Origin of the sequence: Flavobacterium chungbukense (genome assembly GCF_020805785.1) — a bacterium.
Taxonomy (GTDB): Bacteria; Bacteroidota; Bacteroidia; order Flavobacteriales; family Flavobacteriaceae; genus Flavobacterium; species Flavobacterium chungbukense.
In genome coordinates, this window is sequence record NZ_JAJGZV010000006.1 from 199185 (window position 1) to 222172 (window position 22988).

At 32.6% G+C, this 22988-nt stretch carries 23 protein-coding genes; 14 read left to right on the forward strand and 9 right to left on the reverse strand.

The genetic code is table 11. The features are described from left to right. Positions 1–111 precede the first annotated feature (111 nt). The 5 genes from LL966_RS17490 to hpt form a co-directional block, all read right to left on the reverse strand. Positions 112–2256 (reverse strand): S46 family peptidase, encoded by a 2145-nt coding sequence (locus LL966_RS17490; protein ID WP_229355008.1) that lies wholly within the window; start codon positions 2254–2256, stop codon positions 112–114. A gap of 174 nt (positions 2257–2430) precedes the next feature. Further along, positions 2431–3432 (reverse strand): GTPase ObgE, encoded by a 1002-nt coding sequence (gene obgE, locus LL966_RS17495; protein ID WP_229355009.1) that lies wholly within the window; start codon positions 3430–3432, stop codon positions 2431–2433. Between the two features lie 140 nt (positions 3433–3572). Beyond that, positions 3573–4847, reverse strand: coding sequence for a hemolysin family protein (locus tag LL966_RS17500; protein WP_262909484.1), 1275 nt, complete (start codon positions 4845–4847; stop codon positions 3573–3575). A gap of 203 nt (positions 4848–5050) precedes the next feature. Beyond that, positions 5051–5623 (reverse strand): adenylate kinase, encoded by a 573-nt coding sequence (locus LL966_RS17505; RefSeq protein ID WP_057114947.1) that lies wholly within the window; start codon positions 5621–5623, stop codon positions 5051–5053. Between the two features lie 67 nt (positions 5624–5690). Next, positions 5691–6221 carry a hypoxanthine phosphoribosyltransferase gene (gene hpt / locus LL966_RS17510; protein WP_229355012.1) on the reverse strand — a complete coding sequence of 177 codons (531 nt, stop codon included), beginning with the start codon at positions 6219–6221 and terminating at the stop codon, positions 5691–5693. 186 nt (positions 6222–6407) lie between these two features. On the opposite strand from hpt, the gene LL966_RS17515 reads away from it, so the two are divergent. From LL966_RS17515 to purE, 5 genes are all read left to right on the forward strand, one after another. Continuing rightward, complete coding sequence (locus tag LL966_RS17515) at positions 6408–7691, forward strand: PQQ-dependent sugar dehydrogenase (protein WP_229355014.1); 1284 nt, start codon at positions 6408–6410, stop codon at positions 7689–7691. A gap of 236 nt (positions 7692–7927) precedes the next feature. Beyond that, complete coding sequence (locus LL966_RS17520) at positions 7928–10030, forward strand: TonB-dependent receptor (RefSeq protein ID WP_229355016.1); 2103 nt, start codon at positions 7928–7930, stop codon at positions 10028–10030. Between the two features lie 25 nt (positions 10031–10055). Continuing rightward, positions 10056–10607 carry a hypothetical protein gene (locus LL966_RS17525; protein WP_229355017.1) on the forward strand — a complete coding sequence of 184 codons (552 nt, stop codon included), beginning with the start codon at positions 10056–10058 and terminating at the stop codon, positions 10605–10607. A gap of 226 nt (positions 10608–10833) precedes the next feature. Continuing rightward, complete coding sequence (locus LL966_RS17530) at positions 10834–11988, forward strand: 5-(carboxyamino)imidazole ribonucleotide synthase (RefSeq protein WP_229355018.1); 1155 nt, start codon at positions 10834–10836, stop codon at positions 11986–11988. Between the two features lie 104 nt (positions 11989–12092). Further along, the gene (gene purE, locus LL966_RS17535) at positions 12093–12578 is read left to right on the forward strand and encodes a 5-(carboxyamino)imidazole ribonucleotide mutase (protein ID WP_012022518.1); all 486 of its coding nucleotides are present in this window, start codon (positions 12093–12095) and stop codon (positions 12576–12578) included. 113 nt (positions 12579–12691) lie between these two features. On the opposite strand, the gene LL966_RS17540 is transcribed toward purE, so the two are convergent. Then, positions 12692–13360, reverse strand: coding sequence for a hypothetical protein (locus LL966_RS17540; protein WP_229355019.1), 669 nt, complete (start codon positions 13358–13360; stop codon positions 12692–12694). 221 nt (positions 13361–13581) lie between these two features. Between LL966_RS17540 and LL966_RS17545 the strand changes: the two genes are divergently transcribed. From LL966_RS17545 to LL966_RS17560, 4 genes are read left to right on the forward strand one after another with little or no spacing between them, the layout of a single operon-like run. Further along, a complete protein-coding gene (locus LL966_RS17545; RefSeq protein WP_229355020.1) occupies positions 13582–15609 on the forward strand; it encodes a M3 family metallopeptidase in 2028 nt (675 codons plus the stop codon). A 31-nt stretch (positions 15610–15640) separates the two neighbouring features. Further along, positions 15641–16219 carry a zeta toxin family protein gene (locus LL966_RS17550; protein WP_229355021.1) on the forward strand — a complete coding sequence of 193 codons (579 nt, stop codon included), beginning with the start codon at positions 15641–15643 and terminating at the stop codon, positions 16217–16219. Continuing rightward, entirely contained in the window at positions 16216–16377 is a 162-nt protein-coding gene (locus tag LL966_RS17555; protein WP_229355022.1) for a hypothetical protein, read from the forward strand. The genes LL966_RS17550 and LL966_RS17555 overlap by 4 nt, the downstream gene beginning before the upstream one ends. Then, on the forward strand, positions 16377–17051 hold the full coding sequence (locus LL966_RS17560; RefSeq protein ID WP_229355023.1) for a SanA/YdcF family protein: 675 nt from the start codon (positions 16377–16379) through the stop codon (positions 17049–17051). Before LL966_RS17555 ends, LL966_RS17560 begins: the two co-directional genes overlap by 1 nt. Before the next feature lie 33 nt (positions 17052–17084). Here LL966_RS17560 and LL966_RS17565 read toward each other — a convergent pair whose 3' ends face one another. From LL966_RS17565 to LL966_RS17575, 3 genes are all read right to left on the reverse strand, one after another. Then, positions 17085–17435 carry a type II toxin-antitoxin system HicB family antitoxin gene (locus LL966_RS17565; protein WP_229355024.1) on the reverse strand — a complete coding sequence of 117 codons (351 nt, stop codon included), beginning with the start codon at positions 17433–17435 and terminating at the stop codon, positions 17085–17087. A gap of 1 nt (position 17436) precedes the next feature. After that, on the reverse strand, positions 17437–17679 hold the full coding sequence (locus tag LL966_RS17570; RefSeq protein ID WP_229355025.1) for a type II toxin-antitoxin system HicA family toxin: 243 nt from the start codon (positions 17677–17679) through the stop codon (positions 17437–17439). A gap of 241 nt (positions 17680–17920) precedes the next feature. Further along, positions 17921–19183 carry a cation:proton antiporter gene (locus LL966_RS17575; protein ID WP_229355027.1) on the reverse strand — a complete coding sequence of 421 codons (1263 nt, stop codon included), beginning with the start codon at positions 19181–19183 and terminating at the stop codon, positions 17921–17923. Positions 19184–19319: 136 nt separating this feature from the next. Between LL966_RS17575 and LL966_RS17580 the strand changes: the two genes are divergently transcribed. The 5 genes from LL966_RS17580 (at position 19320) to LL966_RS17600 (ending at position 22920) form a co-directional block, all read left to right on the forward strand. Beyond that, positions 19320–19823, forward strand: a complete 504-nt coding sequence (locus LL966_RS17580) for a GbsR/MarR family transcriptional regulator (protein WP_129054171.1) — start codon at positions 19320–19322, stop codon at positions 19821–19823. A gap of 68 nt (positions 19824–19891) precedes the next feature. Next, positions 19892–20227 (forward strand): hypothetical protein, encoded by a 336-nt coding sequence (locus LL966_RS17585; protein ID WP_229355028.1) that lies wholly within the window; start codon positions 19892–19894, stop codon positions 20225–20227. Beyond that, on the forward strand, positions 20224–20964 hold the full coding sequence (locus tag LL966_RS17590) for a YqjF family protein (RefSeq protein WP_229355030.1): 741 nt from the start codon (positions 20224–20226) through the stop codon (positions 20962–20964). The genes LL966_RS17585 and LL966_RS17590 overlap by 4 nt, the downstream gene beginning before the upstream one ends. Before the next feature lie 27 nt (positions 20965–20991). Next, entirely contained in the window at positions 20992–21813 is an 822-nt protein-coding gene (locus LL966_RS17595) for a thiol-disulfide oxidoreductase DCC family protein (RefSeq protein ID WP_229355031.1), read from the forward strand. Positions 21814–22014: 201 nt separating this feature from the next. Continuing rightward, the gene (locus LL966_RS17600) at positions 22015–22920 is read left to right on the forward strand and encodes a TIGR01777 family oxidoreductase (protein WP_229355032.1); all 906 of its coding nucleotides are present in this window, start codon (positions 22015–22017) and stop codon (positions 22918–22920) included. Positions 22921–22988 lie beyond the last annotated feature (68 nt).

The window sequence follows — 22988 nt, forward strand, 5'->3', positions numbered from 1 at the left end:
TTCGCTCAGGATGACATTCTATTTCAAAATTAGCTTTTGTCAAGAAATCAAACAATAAAAAACCCGATAGATTTTAAATCTATCGGGTTTAATTTTATAAAGAAATTGAGATTATTTAGCAATCGTCAATTCGTCAATAATGTTTTTAGCACCAGCGTATTTGTCGATAATCCAAAGTACGTAACGAATATCTACGTTGATCGTTCTTTGTAATTTAGAATCAAAAATAACGTCTCCAGCCATGGCTTCGATGTTACCGTCAAAAGCAATTCCGATTAATTCTCCTTTTCCGTTAAGAACTGGCGAACCTGAATTTCCACCTGTAATATCGTTATCCGTTAAAAAGTTTACTGGCATATATCCTGCTTTATCAGCATATTGTCCGAAATCTTTTTTCTTGTTCAATTCTAATAAACGAGCTGGCAAGTCAAATTCCTGATCTCCTGCTTTGTATTTTTTAACCATACTTTCCATTGTTGTATAGTTATTAATTTTAGCATCATTACGAGGATCTGCAGGTAAAGCACGAACTTTTCCGTAAGTCAATCTCAAAGTAGAGTTTGCATCTGGATATTGAATTGCATTTAATTTTGATTCTCTTAATCCTTCAACCAATTTGCGGAAAGCAGTTGCAAAACCATCATCTGCTTTTGCCTGATCGTCTGTTTTAGCACGGTATTTAGTCATCAAATCATTAGAGATAATGTACAATGGATCGTGTACAATCGCCAATGGTTTTGGATCTGCTAAAAATCCTAATACTTTTTCTTTAGTTGTAAAGTAACTTTGTTCTGTTGCTTTTGCTACATCAGCAGTAAAGTCTCCATTATTAGCCGTTTTCATTTTTGCAATTTCTGGAGCAAGTCCGTACTCAGCAGCTTTAGCAGCGTATAAATTCAATTGAGCAGTCAAAACATCTTTTTCTAATGGCGCGTAAAATTCGCCATAAATGCTTTCGATCATTGCATTTATTTTAGGAAGCATTTCTGCTTTCTTAGCATCATTTTCTTTGTAATATGCAATTAAGGCATTTCCTAAACTAGCGGGTGCGCTTGCATAACTAGAAGTACGTAAAAGCTGGATCAGATAATTATCGTGACGTGCTTTTAAGTTTGTTTCTCTGTAATAATCGTTTATTGTCGGAATTACATTTTCATACTTTTCTTTATTTGCAGGTTTACTTGCCCACTCATAAAATTTATCTTCTTGTTCTGCTTTAGCATCGACTGTTCCCGCTTTTGTTAGAGCATCAATCATACCTTGACGGTTTTTCCAGTAGTTTGCAGTCGAAGCATATTTAGAAGCATATTGTAAACGAACAGTATCATCTTTATCCATATACTTTTTCATTTGGTCCATTCCGGTTTTAGCACCTTCAACCCAAGCAGGATAAGCATATTTAATGTTTTGTTCGATTCCACCAGCAGGCATCCAACGGTTTGTTCTACCTGGATATCCTAAAATCATTGCAAAATCATTTTCTTTTACTCCTTTGATACTTACAGGTAAATAATGTTTTGGTTGCAATGGCACATTATCTTTAGAATAAGCTGCAGGATTTGCGTCTTTATCGGCATAAACTCTAAACATCGAGAAATCTCCCGTTTGACGAGGCCATTCCCAGTTGTCTGTATCACCACCAAATTTACCAACACTTTCTGGAGGAGTACCTACTAAACGAACATCTGTGTAATCTTGGTAAACAAAATAGTAATATTCATTCCCCTGAAAGAAAGGGCGAACAGAAACCGTATATTTTCCATTTTCACTATTTTCTTTTTCAATTAAAGCGATTTCCTGCTGAATGATTTTGTTTCTTTCTGTTTCTGTCATCGTATCATTTACTTTAGACAAAATTCTTTTTGAAACATCATCCATACGAACAAAGAAACGAACGTATAACGATTTAGGCTTTAATTCCTCCGAACGATTTTTTGCCCAAAAACCATTTTTTAAATGATTTTGCTCTGCAGTCGAAAGTTCTGCAATTGCACTATAACCACAGTGGTGGTTTGTTAAAACCAATCCGCTTTTAGAAACGATTTCAGCTGTACAACCTCCATTAAATTGTACAATCGCATCTTTTAAACTATGATGGTTAATACTATAAATTTCTTCGGCTGTCAATTGCAAGCCCATTTTTTCCATATCTCTATGGTTTAATCTTTCGATAAACATCAGGAACCACATCCCTTCATCAGCTCTCATAGGAAAAGCCATAAGGCACATGGTCAAGAATAAAATTACTTTTTTCATGTTATTTTGTTTAAGTGATGCGAATATAAGCCATTTTAGCAGTTATCTCAACTTAAACAATCTTAAAATTAAAAATGAGGGTAGATTTTTAGCAGTTTATTACGAATTTAACATTAAAAAACAAAAAAGGTGCTCTGAGAACAGAACACCTTTTAAATATTTAAGTAAGCTATATTATTCGTTAAGCATTTTCCAAAGTTTGTCTTTCAAATCTGTTAAACCTTGTTGGGCAACAGACGAAATAAACATATACGGAACACCTTTGAAGGTTACATCTAATTCGGCTTTTAATTCCGCTTTTAATTCATCATCCAACATATCGCATTTTGAAATAACGACAAGACGTTCTTTGTCTAACATTTCCGGATTGTATTTCGTTAACTCATTAACTAAAATATCATATTCTCCTTTAATATCTGGCGTATCAACAGGAACTAAAAACAGTAATGTTGAGTTACGCTCGATATGACGTAAGAAATAATGTCCTAAACCTTTTCCTTCTGCAGCGCCTTCAATAATTCCTGGAATATCTGCAATTACAAAAGATTGAAAATCTCTATAAGCAACAATTCCTAAATTTGGTTTTAAAGTTGTAAAAGGATAATCTGCAATTTTTGGTTTTGCCGAAGTCAATACAGACAATAAAGTAGATTTTCCTGCATTTGGAAAACCAACTAAACCAACATCTGCCAAAACTTTAAGTTCTAGAATCACATCCATCTCTATTCCAAGCAAACCTGGCTGCGCATAACGAGGCGTTTGGTTTGTCGAACTTCTAAAATGCCAGTTTCCTAAACCTCCTTTTCCTCCTCTTGCCAGAATCTGTTTTTCTCCGTGTTCTGTAATTTCAAAAAGTGTTTCTCCAGTTTCTTTGTCTTTTACAACAGTTCCTAATGGCACTTCAATAATTTTATCCTCTCCGTCTGCTCCCGTACTACGATCTCCACCGCCATCTCCACCGTGTCCAGCTTTAATGTGACGCGCAAACTTTAAGTGAAATAATGTCCAGAGTCCTTTATTCCCAACTAAATATACATGTCCTCCACGGCCTCCATCTCCTCCGTCTGGACCACCTTTTTCAATAAATTTCTCTCTATGTAAATGCGTAGATCCTTTTCCTCCTTTTCCGGAAGAAACATATATCTTAACGTAATCTACAAAATTCCCTTCTGTCATTTTTCTGAATTTCAGATTTTAGATTTCAGATTTTAGATTACTCCAAATTCTCTATCTAAATTCTATTGTTTTTGTATTCTCTCTCAATTTCAATTTCAGCGCAAACTGTTACTGAAAACTGCGACTGAAAACTATTTTATTTACTCTTTAAGCGCTTTTACAAGCACTTTATCAATTTTTACGCCGTCCATGTCGACAACTTCTAAAACGAATTTCTGCCAAACTAGTTTCTCTCCTTCTTTTGGAATATGTGAAAGTTCCGTCATAATCATTCCGCTTACGGTATTTACTTCGTAATCGTTTGTTAATTCGTCTAATTCAAAATAGGTTAAGAAATCATGTAACGAATAATGTCCGTCTACTAACCATGAACCATCTTCTCTTTCTATCAGCTGGAATTCGTCTTTATAAAATTCTGAAGCATCTCCAACTAAAGCTTCTAGAATATCGTTCAAAGTAATCATACCTTGAAAAACACCATATTCATCTGAAACTAATGCATAATGAACTCCTGTTTTTTTGAAATTTTCTAAAGCTTTATAAGCCGTAGTTTGTTCCATTAAATAAGGCGCATCGGACATGATTGCAGATAAATCGAAATTATCTTTTTCTAAATTCGCGAAGATATTTTTAAGTGTTACTACTCCAACAATATCATCATAATTATCATTGTAAACTGGATAAACGGCATGTAAATCTTGAACTACTAATTCTTTGATTTTTTCTTTGGTTTCTTTTAATGGCAACATGTCAACTGACTTACGGTGCGTCATTAAAGAATTTACTTTTCGGTCTCCAATATGAAAAACACGTTCCACAATATCTTGTTCAATTTCTTGAACTTCTCCTACTTCAGTTCCTTCTTTAATAATAGCTTTAATTTCTTCTTCCGTAACTTTTCCGTCAGCAGTTGGTTTTATCTGAAAAACATTTAATAAAAAATCTGTCGATGAAGTTAACAACCAAATAAATGGTGCTGTTATTATGGAAATTACTTTCATTGGCATTGCTACCATTTTTGCAATTGCTTCTGGATAGTTTAATCCGATTCGTTTTGGAAGCAATTCTCCTAAAACTAATGAAAAGAAAGTTAAAACTACAACCACAATTCCAACTGCAACTGAATGTGCATAAGGTTTTAAAACTGCAAAACCTGCCACAAAAAGCTCAACATCTGCTGTGATCTTATCTCCAGAATAAATACCCGTTAAAATTCCAATTAAGGTAATTCCAATTTGTACTGTAGACAAAAATTTATTTGGAGAATTGGCTAAATCAAGTGCTGTTTTAGCACTTTTATTACCCTTTTTTGCTGCGGTTTCCAACCTGTTTTTACGGGCAGAAATCAATGCAATTTCAGACATGGAGAAAACTCCGTTTAAAAGAATTAGAAAAAATATAATTAGTATTTCCAATTGATTGTGGATTCGTTATAAAATGGTCTCGTTAAATATAATTTGCAATCTTATTATTATGGCTGTGAATTAAAAAACTAATTTTTCTAACCCAAAAACATCGATTGTCAAAAACATTTGAAAAGCCCGTTTTAGAGTTAGAAAAATAGTTTTTTTTTTCGTCCCGACAACTATCGGGATGAAACGTACAGCTTAAAAAGCTTCTACAAATTATCTATAACTGACGTTAAGCGCTCTGTAATTTGTTCAATTGTTCCGATACCGTCTACGGCATGAAACTTATTTTGTTCTTTGTAATATCCAATAAGTGGAGCTGTTTTCTCATTGTATTCCTGATATCTTACACGAATTTTCTCTTCGTCTTGATCATCAGCTCTTCCGCTTGTTTTTCCTCTTTCAAGTAAACGTGCAACCAAAATTTCATCATCAGCTTCTAAAGCGATTGTAGCTGTTACGCTTGATCCAATTGTTGGCAAAAATTTATCTAAAGCTTCAGCCTGATTGATTGTTCTTGGATATCCGTCGAACAAAAATCCTGCTGTATCTGGGTGTTTTTTTACCTCATCAATTAACATTGCAGTTGTTACTTCGCATGGAACTAATTCTCCATTGTCCATAAAAACTCTTGCTTTTTTTCCTAGTTCAGTATCATTTTTTAAATTAAAACGAAAAATATCTCCAGTTGAAAGGTGTGTTAAATTGTATTTTTCTTTTAAAAATTCTGCCTGAGTTCCTTTTCCTGCACCAGGCTTTCCAAATAAAACGATGTTAATCATAATTGAAATGAGTGTTGTTACTTCTTATTTTCCAGAAGTCTTTAAATGAATATATAGTTGTGTTTTGTTATTCTGCTAATTTGTAAATTTCAGTCAGATTTCGTCCTAAACCATCATAATCTAAACCGTAACCTACAATAAATTTATTTGGAATTCGAACTCCAACATAATCTATCTTAATGTCTTTTTTATAAGCTTCTGGCTTAAAGAATAATGTTGCAATCTTAAAATGCTTTACATTTTGCGCTTTAAACAAATGCTTTAATTCTTCAATCGTGTTTCCTGTATCGATAATATCTTCAATAATTATGACCGTTCTTCCTGACAAATCCTGATTAATTCCTATTAATTCTTTAACCGAATTAGTAGTTTCAGTTCCTTCATATGATGCCATTTTGATAAATGAAACCTCGCACGGTTTTTTGTATTTTTTTAAAAAATCTGACACGACCATAAAAGCGCCATTCAAAACTCCAATAAAAATAGGTGTATCATCTCCAAAATCATCCTCTACCTGAGCCACCATTTTAGTTAAAGCAAAATCAATTTCTTTAGCCGAAATAAACGGAACAAATTGTTTATCGTGAAGTTGTATCATTATTTTCCTTTTTAAAATAATGCACAAAGATACAGAATTACAACGTAACTGCTTATATGAAAATGGACTGTATCGCGATATTTTTTACGAATGTTAAATATCAGTTAATAATTACAAATTATTTTTTGACGCTATTTTTAATTTCAGTAAATTGTTGTGATATAATTCTTTAACTCCAATAAACCAATGAAAAAATCCTTACCATTATTTTCAATATCATTATTAGCATTAATGACTGCCTGCAATGGGCAAGTTAAAAAAGAAGAAAAAGAAGCGCTGGCAAAACAACCCAATAATGTTGTAAAAACAGCAATTGGAGATCTTACGCTCCCGCCGCCTTACGCCACAGAATCAAAAACCAACAATAGTAAAGTTATAGGATGGCCAGCTGGCAAAACACCAAAAGCCCCAGAAGGATTTACTGTTACAAAATTTGCAGACGGATTTGAGAATCCGCGTTGGAGTTATATAGGTCCAAACAATGATATTTTTGTTGTTGAAAGCGGAACCAGAACAAGCAAAAACCGAATTATAGTTTTGCGTGACAATGATAAAGACGGAAAATATGAAACTCGCGAAGTTTTTATTTCTGGTTTAAACAGACCTTTAGGAATGTTAATTCTAAAAGACTTTTTTTATATTGCCAATACTGACGGACTTTACCGTTATCCTTATAAAAACGCACCATTAAAATTAGAAACTCAAGGAACTAAAATTGTTGAACTGCCAGCTGGTGGATACAACAATCACTGGACAAGAAGTTTGCTCGCTAATCCTGAAGGAACAAAAATTTATATTGGTGTTGGTTCAGGAAGTAATGTTGGAGAAAATGGAATGGATAAAGAAATTCGCCGTGCTGCAATTTTAGAAATTAATCCTGATGGAACTGGCGAAAAGATTTATGCTGAAGGTCTTAGAAATCCAATGGGAATGGATTGGAATCCTGTCAATAAAAAAGAACTTTGGACTGCGGTAAATGAAAGAGATGAACTTGGCGATGATTTGGTTCCAGATTATATTACGAGTGTAAAAAGAGGCGGTTTTTATGGATGGCCTTATTCGTATTTTGGAAGTATTCCCGATCCAAGATGGAAAGGGAAAGGCGAAAGAAAAGATTTAGTCGAAAAAGCTATTGTTCCCGATGTTCCAGTTGGTGCTCATACTGCTTCTTTGGGATTAGCTTTTTATACAAAAGATGCTTTTCCAGCAAAATATAAAAACGGAGCATTTGTGGGGCAGCATGGTTCTTGGAATCGTTCTAAAATTTCAGGTTATAAAGTGTTGTTTGTGCCTTTTAAAGATGGAAAACCTTCAGGAAAACCAGAAGATTTTTTAACTGGTTTTATTTCTGACAACGATAAAGCTGAAGTTTACGGACGTCCCGTTGCGGTTACTGTTATGAATGATGGATCGCTTTTGGTAAATGATGATAGCGGAAATACGATTTGGAAAGTAACTACGAACAAATAAAATTTTAAAATTCCAAAATTGAAAAAGATTTTAAACACATAGGAACATAGATTTTTTGCATTTAAAAGTTGATTTTTAAGAAAACTCGTTTTCACACATAGCTACTATGTGTATTTAGATTAAGTGAAACGCCTTTTTTGCCTCAATCAATGCTATGTTTCTATGTGTTAAAAATAAATCCCAATATTAATCTTTAAGATAAAATTCCAAATTCCAAGGATTGCCACATAAAATATATGTTTTTAAAAAAATATTGTTTCCTAATTATTCTGTTTTCGATTCTACAAAATCTAATTGCGCAAGAAAAAGAAGCTCAAAATATTGATTCTATTAAAACTCAAAAACTGAATGAAGTTTTAATTAGTCCGCTTCATATTAATCGAGATTTGCAAAATAGTCCCGCATCGATTGGTATTTTATCCGAAAAAGAATTGCTTCGAAATAATACGACAGACATCAGCAATGTCATTAATACCATTCCAGGTGTTTTTATGCAATCATCAAACATTACCACAACCCGAATTTCGATTCGCGGAATTGGCGCAAGAACTCCATACGGAACTAATAAAATCAGAGCTTTTTACGGAAGCATTCCGTTAACTTCTGGAAATAGCGAAACGGTTATTGACGATATCGATCTTCAAAATATCAATCAACTTGAAGTAATAAAAGGTCCGCTTTCGAGTATTTATGGCGCGGGTTTGGGCGGCGCAATTTTAATTTCGCCTCAAACCTTAAAAAAAGGCAATTATCAAAGTGAGGTAAGTTCTACTTTTGGTTCTTTTGGATTATTGAAAAACAGAGTTAGCTTTGATTTAAATGAAAAAAGTTCTTCTTTAAGTTTGAGCTATCACAATTTAAAGACTGACGGCTGGCGTCAAAACAGCGCTTACAATCGTGAAGGAATTACCCTTGGCGGAGAATTATTTCGAAAGAAAAACAGCAAACTGACTTACTTTTCCAATTATACTTATTTGAAAGCCTACATCCCGAGTTCTATCAATAAAACCACTTTCGAAAATAATCCGCAAGCCGGTGCGCCAACTTGGGTTGCTTCGCAGGGTTTTAAAGAATACAAATCGACTTTGGGCGGATTGGCTTATGATTTCAAAATAAACGATCACCTCAACAATTCAACTTCAGTTTTTATCAATTATAAAGACAGCAACGAACCGCGTCCTTTTGATATTTTGCGTCAATATACTTTTGCCTCGGGCGTGCGAACTCAGTTTTCGGGAGATTTTAAAATCGGGAAAATCAATAATCAGTTTATTGGCGGAATTGAATATTTTAGAGATAATTACAGCGGAAATACTTTCCAAAACTTATATCAGCAAAATAACGGAAACGGAAGTTTACAAGGCAATCAACTTACAGCAACCGATCAAAAAAGGCATTTTTATAATATCTTTTCTCAAATTAGAACTTTACTTTCTGATCAATTCGAAATTCAAGCAGGATTAAATTACAACAAAACTAAATTCGAACTTCAGAATGATTTTCCCGCTTCCGCGAATAATCCGAAGGAAAAATATAGTTATGATGGGATTTTTTCGCCTCAGCTTTCTTTTTTATTTAAACCAAATGAAATTCGAACGTTTTACTTTTCTGTAAGCCGAGGATTTTCTCTTCCCGCAACCGAAGAAACTTTAACTTCAACAGGAAATATCAATCAAGACATTAAACCTGAAACGGGTTATAATTTTGAATTGGGAGGAAAATTGCATTTCTTCAACAAAAAACTATATACTGAAATTGCCGTTTATCGAATGGAAATTAAAGATTTATTAGTTGCCAAAAGAATTGGCGACGATCAATACGAAGGCGTAAATGCAGGAAAAACTTTTCATGAAGGAATTGAAATCTCATTAAATCACAATTGGCCAATAAATCCAACTTTCAATCTAAACTCCTATATCGGAACATCAATCGGAAAATATGAATTTAAAGAATTTGTCGATAACGGAAATGATTTTTCTGGAAACAAACTAACTGGAGTTCCTGCCAATACTGCAAGCGCTGGTTTCAATTTAAACACGAATTCAGGGTTTTATTTTTCAGCTGATTTTCAGTTCACAGATAAGATTCCGATGAATGATTCAAATGTTAATTTTTCAGATTCTTATTCTTTATTAAATTTAAAAACAGGTTATCAGTTCAAAATTTTACCTGCTTTAACAACACATTTAGATGCGGGAGTCAACAATGTGACAAATGAAAAATACGCTTCGATGATTTTAACCAATGCAACTGGAGTTGGAAATGCAGCACCAAGATTTTACTATCCTGGATTACCTGTAAATTATTACGGAATTATCTCATTAAATTACGTATTTTAGCTAAGTATTTAAATACTGCTAGAAGATGCTGTCGGAATTACAAAAAAAACTGGATTATGTGAATGCTTATAGAGAAAACCGTCTCAAAGCTGCACAAGAAATTTTAGAAAATCAATCCCTTTTCGGTGAATTGGTTTCCATTTGCTTTTCGCCAGAAGACAAAAACAATCATAAAGCCTGCTGGATTTTAGAATTCGTTTCTTATGAAGAATTGCATTGGCTTCAACCTCATCTTGATTTTTTCTGTTCGAATTTGAAAATATTAAAAGATGAAAGTTCGCTTCGGCCAATTGCAAAAGTTACTCAGCTTTTGGTAAAATCGCATTACAAGAAAAACGAAAACGGCATTCATCTTTCTGAAGAAAATATTCAAGATTGTATTGAAGCTTCTTTTGATTGGTTAATTAACGATACAAAAGTCGCCACAAAAGCTTATTCCATTCGAACTTTATATGTTTTAGGAAATTATTACGACTGGATTCATCCTGAACTAAAAGTGATTATTGATAAAGATTTCGCAAATCATTCTGCCGCTTACAAAGCCGTTGCCAAAGAAGTTTTGAAGAAAATAAAATAGGTTTTAGTTGCCACGAATTACACTAATTTCCACGAATTTTTTCTTTAATTCGATTTAAAATAATTAGTAACAAACAAAAAATCCTTTTTAATCCTTTTAATCTGTGGCAAAACTAAAAAAAACAATTCGTGGAAATTAGTGTAATTCGTGGCAGAAAAAACTTGAACACAACGAAATTTTGGCTAAAAAAAGATTAAAAGGTATCTTTGCAAAAACACAACACAAAATGAATTATTTTTCTTCTGATTTTAAATTAGGAATATTAGGTGGCGGACAATTAGGTAAAATGCTTTTGTCTGACACCAGAAAATTTGACATACAAACTTATGTTTTAGATCCAAGTGACGAAGCGCCGAGTAAAATTGCCTGCAACAAATTCTTTCAAGGCGATTTAATGGATTATGAAACGGTTTACAACTTCGGAAAACAAGTCGATGTTTTGACTTTTGAAATCGAATTGGTAAATCTTGAAGCTTTAACACAATTAGAAAACGAAGGCGTAAAAGTTTATCCGTCTCCAAAAACCTTAAAAGGAATTCAGAATAAAGGAACTCAAAAAGATTTTTATACCGAAAGTAATATTCCAACCGCAGCATATTTACGTTTTGAAAGTCCGTTGCATTTGCAAAAATCAGTTGGAAATAACGAAATCACCATTCCGTTTGTATGGAAATGCACCGAGTTTGGTTACGACGGAAATGGCGTAAAAGTAATTCGCCAAATTTCTGATATGGATGATTTACCAAATGTAGAATGCATTGCAGAAACAATGGTTCCGTTCAAAAATGAATTGGCGGTAATTGTAGTTAGAAATCCATCGGGAGAAATTAAAACGTATCCAGTTGTAGAAATGGAATTTCATCCAGAAGCAAACCAAGTGGAATACGTAATTTGCCCAGCCAGAATCGACGAAAAAGTAGCCGAAAAAGCCAGAGCAATTGCTTTGAATGTTTCAGAAAAATTCAATCACGTTGGACTTTTGGCTGTTGAAATGTTCCAAACCAACGAAGATGAAATTTTAGTAAACGAAGTTGCGCCGCGTCCGCATAATTCTGGACATTATTCTATTGAAGCAAGTTATACTTCACAATTCGAAAATCATTTACGTGCTATTTTAGATCTTCCGTTAGGAAACACAGACAGTAAAGTTGCCGGAATTATGGTAAATTTAGTGGGTGCCGAAGGTTATTCTGGAGACGTAGTTTATGAAAATATTGAAACCATTTTAGGATGGGATGGCGTTACGCCTCACATTTATGGTAAAAAACAAACTCGTCCGTTTAGAAAAATGGGTCACGTTACGATTGTGAATGAGAATATGCAGGAAGCTAGAAGAATTGCGCAGGAAGTTAAGAATACTATTAAAGTAATTAGTACGTAGTAATTAGTGATTAGTCGCCGTTTACAACTTAAAATAAAACAAAAAGTTTTCAGTCTCAACAAAACCTGAAACCTGAAACCTGAAACAAAATAAACAAAAAACAAATGAGCAAAGTAGCCATTATAATGGGAAGCATCTCAGACATGCCAGTTATGCAGGATGCAATCGACATATTAAAACAATTTAATGTAGAAGTTGAAGTAGATATCGTTTCGGCACACAGAACGCCGGAGAAATTATTCGATTTCAGTAAAAATGCACATACCCGCGGTATTTCGGTAATTATTGCCGGTGCGGGCGGTGCGGCACATTTACCTGGAATGGTAGCTTCAATGTCTCCGCTTCCAGTAATTGGAGTTCCTGTAAAATCAAGCAATTCTATTGATGGCTGGGATTCGGTTTTATCGATTCTTCAAATGCCAGGCGGAGTTCCTGTTGCAACCGTAGCTTTAAACGGAGCAAAAAACGCAGGAATCTTAGCAGCACAAATCATCGGAAGCCACGATAAAAAAGTTTTAGATACGATTATTTCTTATAAAGAAGAATTGAAAGCGGCGGTTAATAAAGCGGCTGAAGGTTTGAAAAAGTAATTTCGCAGAGATACACAAAGAAGACACAGAGGGACACAAAATTTTTGTGAATATCTGTGTTTTTTCTTTGTGTATCTCTGTAAAACTAAATTTAAGATTTTACCTCTTTAAAATTAAGCGATATCTTCAACTTCTTCCAAAATAGATTCAAATTCAGATTCGTTTATATCTTCTTTATTTATCCAATTCTCTGAAGTAACCAGATCGTAATTTATATTGTCCTCTGTTTTCAATTCCCAAACAATACTTTCAGCTTCTGGAAATGGAATGTTTTGAGAGATTTGATTTTCGAATAATCTTTTGATCAGATTTCTATCAGACAAACCATTATTCAATAATTTCAACACGTTTTCAGCTGTCAGTTTTTGCGGCCCTCCATTAGTTGGTGTCATTGAAAAGTGAACTATAGAAGCTTTTGCATTTGGAAACTTCCCATTGTAAGCCTTAAAAAGCAATTGATTAATATGAAATAGAGTGCCTTGCATGTGTATTTCTGGATATTCTTCACAAACCTTATCAATTAACATATCGTTCGATATTTGATCTACTTGTCCTTCGGTTAGTTCCTCTCCCAATTTATATTCTAAAACTATTGCTGCGGCTTCATTAGCTTCGTAATCAGAAATGGCCATTTCTAACAATTCTGGCAAACTGCTTTTTTCAGCCGTCGCGCCATCGGGATAATTAAATTTACCTAACAACTGAATAAAATCGTCATCAGACCAATATCCTTCCACTTCATTAACCGTATCAATATTCTTTATTACTACTTGATAATTCATCATTTTTTTATTTTAATTATGATTCGCATTTTATAATGCCAAATCTATTTCTCAATTTACGCTTTTAAAAACGGCTAGATCAATAAATAACATATCTATAACACAATTTAAGAGGATTTTATGCTGAGAATCGGTTTTGTTTAGATGATTAGGTTTTTATAAATTGCTATCTTTGAAATTCAAAAAACTGCCTTCTATTAATAAAAAAATATAATATCATAATGAGTGTTTTACTTTCAAAATTTATAACCAAACATAACACCGCACCTTTTTCTCAAATTAAAATCGAAGATTATGTTCCTGCTTTCAAAGAAGGAATTGCTTTGGCTAAAGCTGAAATTGATGCAATCGTAAATAATCCAGATGCGCCGACTTTTGAAAACACCATTGTGGCAATGGATTTTTCGGGCGATATTTTAGATCGTCTTTCTAGTATTTTCTTCAATTTAAATTCGGCAGAAACAAATGACGAAATGCAGAAAATTGCGCAGGAAGTTTCGCCTTTACTTTCAGAATTTGGAAATGACATTCGTTTAAACGCTGATTTATTTGCAAAAGTAAAAGCCGTTTACGATCAAAAAGAAAGTTTAGGTTTAAATCCTGAACAAACGACTTTATTAGATAAAAAATACAAAAGCTTTTCAAGAAACGGAGCAAATCTTCCAGAAGACAAGAAAAATCAATTAAGAGAAATCGACAAGGAATTATCGAAATTGAGTTTACAGTTTGGCGAAAATGTTTTGGCAGAAACCAACAATTTCGAATTGCATTTGACTGACGAGAAAGATCTTTCTGGATTGCCTGAAGGTACAATCGAAGCAGCAAGATTATTAGCTAAAAATCAGGAAAAAGAAGGCTGGATTTTCACTTTAGATCATCCAAGTTATGTTCCGTTTTTGACTTATGCAGATAATCGTGAATTGCGCAAAAAAATGGCAATTGCATTTGGTGCAAAAGCATTTCAGAATAACGAATTCGACAATCAGGAAAATGTTTTAAAAATTGCTAAACTTCGTTTTGAAAGAGCTAATTTATTAGGTTATAAAACGCATGCACATTTTGTTCTGGAAGAAAGAATGGCAGAAAGTCCGGAGAAAGTTTTTTCTTTCCTGAATGATTTATTGGCAAAAGCAAAACCGGCGGCTCAAAAAGAATTTGCTGAATTAACTGCTTTCGCAAAAGAATTGGACGGAATTGAACAATTAGAAAAATGGGACGGTGCGTATTATTCTGAAAAATTAAAGCAGCAGCTTTTTAATTTAGATGATGAAAAACTGAAACCTTATTTTCAATTAGAAAAAGTATTAGACGGCGCTTTTACGGTTGCCAAAAAATTATACGGATTAACTTTTACGGAAGTTTTTGATATCGATAAATACCACGAAGAAGTTACAACTTATGAAGTTCGTGATGCTGATAATAATTTAGTTTCAATTTTCTATGCTGATTTTTTCCCAAGAAAAGGAAAAAGAAATGGCGCGTGGATGACTTCATTTAAATCACAATATGTAAAAGACGGCGTAAACGAAAGACCACATATTTCGAACGTTTGTAACTTTACAAAACCAACAGAAACAAAACCTTCGTTATTGACTTTTAATGAAGTAACCACTTTATTTCACGAATTTGGACACGGTTTACACGGAATGTTAGCCGATACGGTTTATCCAAGTTTATCTGGAACTTCTGTTTACTGGGATTTCGTAGAATTACCAAGTCAGATTATGGAAAACTGGTGTTACGAACCAGAAGCTTTGGCTTTATTCGCAAATCATTATGAAACGGGAGAAATTATTCCGATTGAATATGTGCAGAAAATTAAAGAAAGTGCGAGTTTTCAAGAAGGTTTGGCAACATTGCGTCAATTAAGTTTTGGATTATTAGATATGGCTTGGCACGGACAAGATCCAACTAATATTACTGATTTAAAAGCATTCGAAACGGAACAATTTGCTAATACACAATTGTATCCTGATGTTAAAGAAAATGCTATGAGTACAGCATTCTCTCATATTTTTCAAGGCGGATATTCTTCTGGATATTACAGCTACAAATGGGCAGAAGTTTTAGATGCCGATGCATTTGAATTTTTCCAAGAAAAAGGGATTTTCAACGAAGAAGTAGCGAAGAAATTCAAAGACAATGTCCTTTCTAAAGGTGGAACAGAACATCCTATGACTTTATACAAACGTTTCAGAGGACAAGAACCAAAACCTGAAGCTTTGTTGAAAAGAGCGGGATTGCTTTAATATTTAATATCTTTGTTTTATTATTTAAAATTTGAAAGAAAAAAATCTATATATAATTGCGGGTTGTAATGGAGCTGGAAAAACAACAGCTTCATATACCATTCTGCCCGAAATATTAGATTGTAAGGAGTTTGTAAATGCTGACGAAATTGCAAAAGGATTATCTCCTTTTCAACCTGAAAAAGTAAGTTTTGAAGCAGGAAGGATAATGCTTAATCGAATAGATGAATTATTTCACAAAGAAGTTGACTTTGCTTTTGAGACCACACTTTCTGCAAAAAGCTATCTCTCAATTGTAAAAAAAGCTCAAAATCAAGGTTATTTTGTAACATTAATTTTCTTTTGGCTTAGCTCAGTTGAATTAGCAAAACAAAGAGTAAAAATAAGAGTAAAAGAAGGCGGTCATAATATACCTGAAGATGTCATCGAAAGAAGATATGAGAGAGGAATTAAAAATTTCTTTGAGATCTATCTTAATAATTGTGACAATGTAATGTTATTTGATAATTCAAATAAGTTGCCAATATTAATTGCCGAAAAAGAAATGAACGAAGAAATTCAAATTATAGATCAAAACTTATTTAGTAAAATAAATAGCTTAAAATTATGACAAAAGATAAAATTAAAGAGCTACAACATAAAATTGTGGAAGGTTTAAAAGTTTCTTCAAAAAAAATGATTGAAAGTAAAAAGAAATCTAACGGACAAATTGTGATTTATGCCGATGGAAAAATTCAGACAATAAATGCAATTGATATTAAAGAATAATGCCTAGATCTAAATTGAAAAAATATTTTAAAATAGCCCTTTATCTCGTAATTATCGGATTAATTGCAATTGTTTCTGTAAACTACTACGTAAAAAATTCAACTAGAAAATACATTCATTACTCCATTAAAAAATTCCCTAAAAATGATGTCGGAATTATTTTTGGAGCAGGAATAAATGGTGATCAGCCAAGCAAATATTTAAAAGATCGTCTGGATGCCGGAATTATGCTTTGGAAAGCCAAACGCATCAATAAAATTTTACTTTCTGGAGATAACGGTCGCGAAGAATACGATGAATTAACTGTAATGAAAAATTACTGCTTCAATCATGGTGTTGACACCACAAAAATATTTATTGATTATGCAGGTTTCGATACCTACTCTACCATGTATCGCGCGAAACACATTTTTAAGATTAAAAAAGCAACTTTAATTTCGCAGGAATATCATTTAAATCGTGCTATTTATATCGGACAAAAACTCGGAATTAAATCTGCTGGTTATTCTGCAAATCAAGGAGAATATTTGGGTTACAATTATGTTCGGTTTAGAGAATACGGTTCGGTTTTTAAATCCTTTTTTGATGTTTTGAGAAATCGAGAACCTCGTTTTTTAGGTGGCGAAATCAATATTAATGGAGAATCGAATTATTCTAAAGAAGATAAAAGATAAATAAAAGCCCGAAACATTTCTGTTTTGGGCTTTCTAATTTAAAATCTCTTCATGTTTGACTATATAAGACAACGCTTCTTTTACAACTTCATTTAAATTCAATCCTTTTTTAACGCCTAACAGCGCTATTTTTTGGTGCAGTTCCTGAGAAACTCTTACATTAAAAGAACCTTTATAGGTTTTATCTGGAGCTTTATTCAATAATTTGCATGTCTCTAAATAATCTTCAACAGCTTCTTTAAAAGATGCTTCCAATTCGGCGACCGAAGAACCTTCAAAGGTTACTAAATCATTTATACCTTGAATTTTTCCAAAGAATATTTTATCGTCCGCAGAAAATTCTAAAGTCCCAATGTAGCCGTTATATTCTAAATAGTTTTTCATGTTACAATTCCAAATGTTCAATAATAATATCAAGCTGATATCCTTTCAAAACTTTTTGCGGATGTGGTTCGTGTAAACTTATAATTTGTTTATTCTCATTTACAAACTTTCTTCTTGAACCTCCAGTTTTCCCTTGTGCAATTTGTTTATAGCCAAAGTGATTTATAACTTTCACCATTTCATCCCAAGAAAAATCTTTTGGTTTTGATTTTAACTTTTCAATAAGTTTATCAATCTTACTCATACAAATTTATAATTAAATCTTTAATCTGCAACTATAATTTAGTTACAAATTAAATAACAATATAAAACTAAGAAAAATCTTTCAAACTATAAGTGTGTTTTAAAAAATTAAAATATCTTATCGAAGACAAATCATAAAAAAAGACCTGCAAATATTTTTGCAGGTCTTTTATCAAATGGTTTTAAATAAATCTATATTCTAAAGTCTATTTTCTTTTCTCTTTAATCTTGATTCTATTTCTCTACTCTTTCTCCAAAACTCGTTTCGCCAATTTCCCAACAGTAAGTCCTTGTACTACAATTGAAAATAAAACTACTATATAAGTTACTTCAAGTAAAAGGTTTTTATATTCTCCTTCTGGCATTGAAAGTACTAAAGCAATAGAAACTCCACCACGAATTCCGCCCCAAACTAAAACCATCAGAGATCCTTTGTTGTAAGCAGATTTGATTCCGAAGAACTTAAAAATATCAAAGAATTTCCACGGTAAAACTATTGATGTTAATCTTGAAAACAATACTATAAAAATAGCTACGAAACCGGTTAGCAATTGTTTATTTAAATCTGGCAATAGCAATAACTCAAAACCAATAAATAAGAATAAAATTGCATTCAGAATCTCATCAATAAGTTCCCAGAATTTCCCTAAATAATCTTGTGTTATTTCGCTCATTGCAACTTTTTTACCGTAATTTCCAATAATCAATCCGGCAACAACCATCGCCAGCGGACTAGAAACGTGTAAACTTTGAGCAATCAAAAATCCTCCCATTACAATAGAAAGTGTGATTAAAACTGAGACTTTATAATCGTCAATTTTCTTCATAACGTTTGATGCCGAAATCCCTAGAACAGCACCTAATAAAAGTCCGCCAATTCCTTCTTTTGCAAATAACCAAGCAATAGAACCAAAAGTCATATCAAATGTCGGGTCGGTTGCCATTTTCAAAACAACAGCAAACATCACTACGGCTACTCCATCATTAAATAGAGATTCACCAACGATTTTAGTTTCGATTCTTTTAGGAACTTTCGCTTCCTTTAAAACGCCCAAAACAACAATTGGATCGGTTGGAGAAATTAAGGTTCCAAAAACCAAACAAAATATATAAGGGATTTTTATTCCTAAAAGTGGTGCGATGTAAAAAAGTAAACCAGAAATTATTAGAGCTGACAATACTACACTTACTGTAGAATAAATCATAATGGGAACTTTTTGCTCTTTAAGATCTGCCATATTTACGTGAAGCGCTCCAGCGAACAAAAGAAAGTTCAACATTGCTCCCATTAGGATTTCGTTGAAATCAAATTCTTTTATTAAATCAAAAAAATGTTTTGTAGTTGCAGGAAAATAAGAATCTCCCAAAAGACGAATTCCAACGGAAACCAGCATCGCAATAATCATGATGCCGATCGTTCCTGGAAGTTTTAAAAATCTTAAATTTAAATAGGCGAAGAAAGAAGCCAGTACAATTAGTACCGAAAATGTGTAGTATAATTCCATAAATGTGATTTTTACAAAAATAGCTGTATCATTAGTTAATCAAAAATTCAAGACTTGAATTAACATAACTTTATAATTCGTTAAATAACTTTCAATTATTTTTGAAAGTTTGAAAACTTTTACTTACATTTGACTCATGGAATTCAAAGAAGCAAAAAATAAGTTTGTACAAACCTGGGGAGCATTAGGTTCTCAATGGGGAATTAATAAAACGATGGCACAGATCCACGCTTTATTAATGGTTTCGAACGAGCCTGTTTCTATGGAAGACATTATGGAAGAATTGCAGATTTCTCGTGGAAACGCCAGCATGAACTTAAGAGGTTTGATGGATTGGGGAATTGTTTATAAAGAATACAAAGCCGGAGAAAGAAAAGAATTTTTCACGGCAGAAAAAGATTTAGACGAATTAGCAGTAAAAATTTCCAGAGAAAGAAGCAAAAGAGAAATCAAACCAACGCTGAAAATCTTAAAAGAAGTTTCGACTATTGAAGCAAAAGATTCGGCAGAAGAAAAACATTTTGTAGATCAAACTACCAAATTGTACGATTTCGTTTTAAAAGCAGATAATATGCTGGATAAAATGACTGAATTTAATGATAACTGGTTGGGTAAATTGGTTATAAAAATGATGAAATAAATCTTCAAACTAAAAAAATTTAACCCAAACTTTCAATTATTTCTGAAAGTTTAAAATAATCAATAACTATGAAAAACGTTAATTACTTCAATTATTTTTTTGTTGGATTCCCAGTATTCTTTTGTTTGCTCGCAACATTTAACATTGGCTTTATATCAATTGCAATGCTTGCACTAATACCTACTGGAATATTTCAAGTAATTATTGGAATAAAAATGTTAGTTGATGAACCTCAAGATAAAAATCTTAAAATATATGTAGTGAGTGTTTTTCTTTTCTTCATTTCCCTCGTAGTGATTTCTAAATTGGAGTTATATAATTTTTTAAACTATGTACTATTCGGAGTACCTCCAATACTAGCATTTTATCTATCAATATTAATCTATAAAAAAGCACACCAATGAACTTCTTAAAAGCAGAATGGAAAAATTTAGCACTTTTCAATTATGCAGTTGATGCCGCAATTCTAGAAAAATATCTTCCCGCAGGAACTGAGATTGATATCTGGAACAACAAATGTTATGTTAGTCTGGTTGGATTTATGTTTAAAAACACCAAAGTTTTAGGATTGAAAGTTCCTTTTCATACCAATTTTGAAGAAGTGAATCTGAGATTTTATGTAAAACGTTTCGAAAATGGACAATGGAAACGTGGTGTGGTTTTTATTAAAGAAATTGTCCCTAAAAAAGCGATCACTTTTATTGCTAACACTTTGTATCAGGAACATTATGAAACTCAGAAAATGAGACATGAAATCATCGAAAATAAAAATAGCAATACTTTCATTTATCAATGGAAAAATGAAAAAGAATGGAACACAATTGAAATTGAAACCAAAAAAGATTTGAGTAAAATCGAAATGGATTCTGAAGCTGAATTTATTACAGAACATTATTTCGGATATACTAAAATTGACGAAGAAACCACTTTTGAATATGAAGTGACACATCCAAGATGGGAACAATTTGAAGTTTTAAATCATCGAATTGATATTGATTTCGAAAAAATTTACGGAACCGATTTTGGATTTCTTCAAACTCAAAAACCGACTTCAATTTTCTTGGCTAAAGGCTCAAAAATTGCAGTTAAAAATAAAAGAAAAATTGAATTGATTCCTGTTCAGAAAGAATTATACGCATAAAACTATTCATCTTTAAAACCAAAAATCATGAAAACGTTAGAAAACCAAACCTTGCTTTATGATGAAGATTGTCCGCTTTGCAGTTTGTACACAACTGGATTTGTAAAAAGCGGCATGCTTGATGAAAACGGAAGAAAATCATATTGTCAATTATCTACAGAAGAACAAAATTTTGTTGACTTGAAAAGAGCACCAAATGAAATTGCTTTAATCAATAATGAAACAAAAACGGTTACTTACGGAATTGATAGTTTGATAAAAGTGATTGGATTTTCTTTTCCGTTAATTGAAAAAATTGCGACAGTAAAACCAATTCATTTTATTCTTAAAAAACTTTATTCTTTTGTTTCTTTCAACCGAAAAGTAATTATTCCAGGAAATGTAAAAGAAGAAAACAAATTGCAATGTACTCCAGATTTCAATTATAAATACAGATTTCTATTTATCGGTTTTGCTTTGACATTGACGAGTTTTATTTTATTTGGATATTCTAATTTGATTCCGATTTTACCAAAATCTAATATTACCAGAGAAATTATTTTGGCTTTTGGACAAATTGTTTTTCAAAGCTTATTCCTTTTCAAGTTCAACAAACAAGCTGTTATCAATTACGCAGGAAATTTAATGACGGTTTCTTTATTTGGAAGTTTAACTTTAATGCCAATTTTAATTTTGAATCAGTTTTTCCAGCTTCCACAAACGATTATTTTAGGTTGGTTTGGAATGACGGTTTTGATTATGTTTTTGGAACATTTTAGAAGAGTCAAAGTTCTAAAACTTCCTTTTTATTTATCTTTCACTTGGATTCTTTATCGAATTCTTGCTTTACTTTTAATTTTAAATATATAAAAGTGGTGTGCCACGACTCGAGCGATAGCGAACAGGCGAAGCAATTACACGAATTTCACAAATTTCTTTTTATAATTTTTGCCACAGATTAAAGTGATTATTCGGATTTATTAATTGCGTAAAAATCATTAAAAATCCTTTTAATCTGTGGCAAAAATAATTAGTGTAAATTCGTGTAATTCGTGGCAAAAAAAATCACCAATGAAAAAACTCATTATCGCAGCAGGAACAGGTTTTCTAGGACAAGTTTTAGTCAATCATTTCAAAGATAAATTTGAAGAAATTGTAATTCTAACAAGAGGAAAATCTCAAACAATTGACGGAATTAAATATGTTAACTGGAATGCCAGAACTTTTTCTGGCTGGGAAAAAGAATTAGAAAACGCGACAGTTTTAATTAATCTCGCAGGAAAATCTGTTGATTGCCGTTACACGAAAGAAAATAAAAAAGAGATTCTATTATCTCGAATTGAAAGCACCAAAATTCTAAATAAAGCGGTTTTAAATTGTCAAAATCCACCGAAACATTGGCTGAATTCATCGACTTCAACCATTTATCGTTTTTCTTTAGACAAACAAATGGATGAAGTTGACGGCGAAATCGGAAATGATTTTTCTATAAATGTGGCGCTTTCTTGGGAAAAAGCATTCTTTAAAACTGAAACTCCAAATACATTGAAAACAGCTTTGCGAACTTCGATTGTTTTAGGAAAAAATGGCGGTGTTTTTATTCCGTTAAAGACTTTGGCTAAAATTGGTTTTGGAGCAAAACAAGGAAAAGGAAATCAATTCATCAGCTGGATTCATGAAGATGATTTTGCGAATGCAATTGATCTTATTATTGAAAAAGAAATCACTGGCATTATCAATATTGTTTCTCCTGAACCAATTCGAAATATTGATTTTATGCAGAAACTTAGAAAAGCAGTTGGTTTTCCTTTTGGAATTCCGATGAATAAATTCTTTCTTGAAATTGGATCTTTTTTTATTCGAACTGAAACTGAATTGGTTTTGAAAAGTAGGAATGTGATTCCGAAACGACTTTTGGAAAATGGGTTTAAATTTAAGTTTGGTGATATTGATGAGGCTTTCCGAGATTTAATTTAGAATCCAAATTCACATAGTTTTGTCATTTCGACGAAGGAGAAATCTCCACGAGAAACTCGCCAAAGATT

Bases quoted from the DNA above. Each gene is read 5' to 3' on its own strand.
- LL966_RS17595 (WP_229355031.1), top strand. From the start codon at position 20,992: ATGAAAACGTTAGAAAACCAAACCTTGCTTTATGATGAAGATTGTCCG.
- LL966_RS17525 (WP_229355017.1), top strand. From the start codon at position 10,056: ATGCTGTCGGAATTACAAAAAAAACTGGATTATGTGAATGCTTATAGA.
- LL966_RS17560 (WP_229355023.1), top strand. From the start codon at position 16,377: ATGCCTAGATCTAAATTGAAAAAATATTTTAAAATAGCCCTTTATCTC.
- hpt (WP_229355012.1), bottom strand. From the start codon at position 6,221: ATGATACAACTTCACGATAAACAATTTGTTCCGTTTATTTCGGCTAAA.
- LL966_RS17575 (WP_229355027.1), bottom strand. From the start codon at position 19,183: ATGGAATTATACTACACATTTTCGGTACTAATTGTACTGGCTTCTTTC.
- LL966_RS17600 (WP_229355032.1), top strand. From the start codon at position 22,015: ATGAAAAAACTCATTATCGCAGCAGGAACAGGTTTTCTAGGACAAGTT.
- LL966_RS17555 (WP_229355022.1), top strand. From the start codon at position 16,216: ATGACAAAAGATAAAATTAAAGAGCTACAACATAAAATTGTGGAAGGT.
- LL966_RS17585 (WP_229355028.1), top strand. From the start codon at position 19,892: ATGAAAAACGTTAATTACTTCAATTATTTTTTTGTTGGATTCCCAGTA.
- LL966_RS17580 (WP_129054171.1), top strand. From the start codon at position 19,320: ATGGAATTCAAAGAAGCAAAAAATAAGTTTGTACAAACCTGGGGAGCA.
- LL966_RS17515 (WP_229355014.1), top strand. From the start codon at position 6,408: ATGAAAAAATCCTTACCATTATTTTCAATATCATTATTAGCATTAATG.
- LL966_RS17540 (WP_229355019.1), bottom strand. From the start codon at position 13,360: ATGAATTATCAAGTAGTAATAAAGAATATTGATACGGTTAATGAAGTG.
- LL966_RS17590 (WP_229355030.1), top strand. From the start codon at position 20,224: ATGAACTTCTTAAAAGCAGAATGGAAAAATTTAGCACTTTTCAATTAT.
- LL966_RS17505 (WP_057114947.1), bottom strand. From the start codon at position 5,623: ATGATTAACATCGTTTTATTTGGAAAGCCTGGTGCAGGAAAAGGAACT.
- LL966_RS17530 (WP_229355018.1), top strand. From the start codon at position 10,834: ATGAATTATTTTTCTTCTGATTTTAAATTAGGAATATTAGGTGGCGGA.
- LL966_RS17490 (WP_229355008.1), bottom strand. From the start codon at position 2,256: ATGAAAAAAGTAATTTTATTCTTGACCATGTGCCTTATGGCTTTTCCT.
- obgE (WP_229355009.1), bottom strand. From the start codon at position 3,432: ATGACAGAAGGGAATTTTGTAGATTACGTTAAGATATATGTTTCTTCC.
- LL966_RS17565 (WP_229355024.1), bottom strand. From the start codon at position 17,435: ATGAAAAACTATTTAGAATATAACGGCTACATTGGGACTTTAGAATTT.
- LL966_RS17545 (WP_229355020.1), top strand. From the start codon at position 13,582: ATGAGTGTTTTACTTTCAAAATTTATAACCAAACATAACACCGCACCT.
- LL966_RS17520 (WP_229355016.1), top strand. From the start codon at position 7,928: ATGTTTTTAAAAAAATATTGTTTCCTAATTATTCTGTTTTCGATTCTA.
- LL966_RS17570 (WP_229355025.1), bottom strand. From the start codon at position 17,679: ATGAGTAAGATTGATAAACTTATTGAAAAGTTAAAATCAAAACCAAAA.
- purE (WP_012022518.1), top strand. From the start codon at position 12,093: ATGAGCAAAGTAGCCATTATAATGGGAAGCATCTCAGACATGCCAGTT.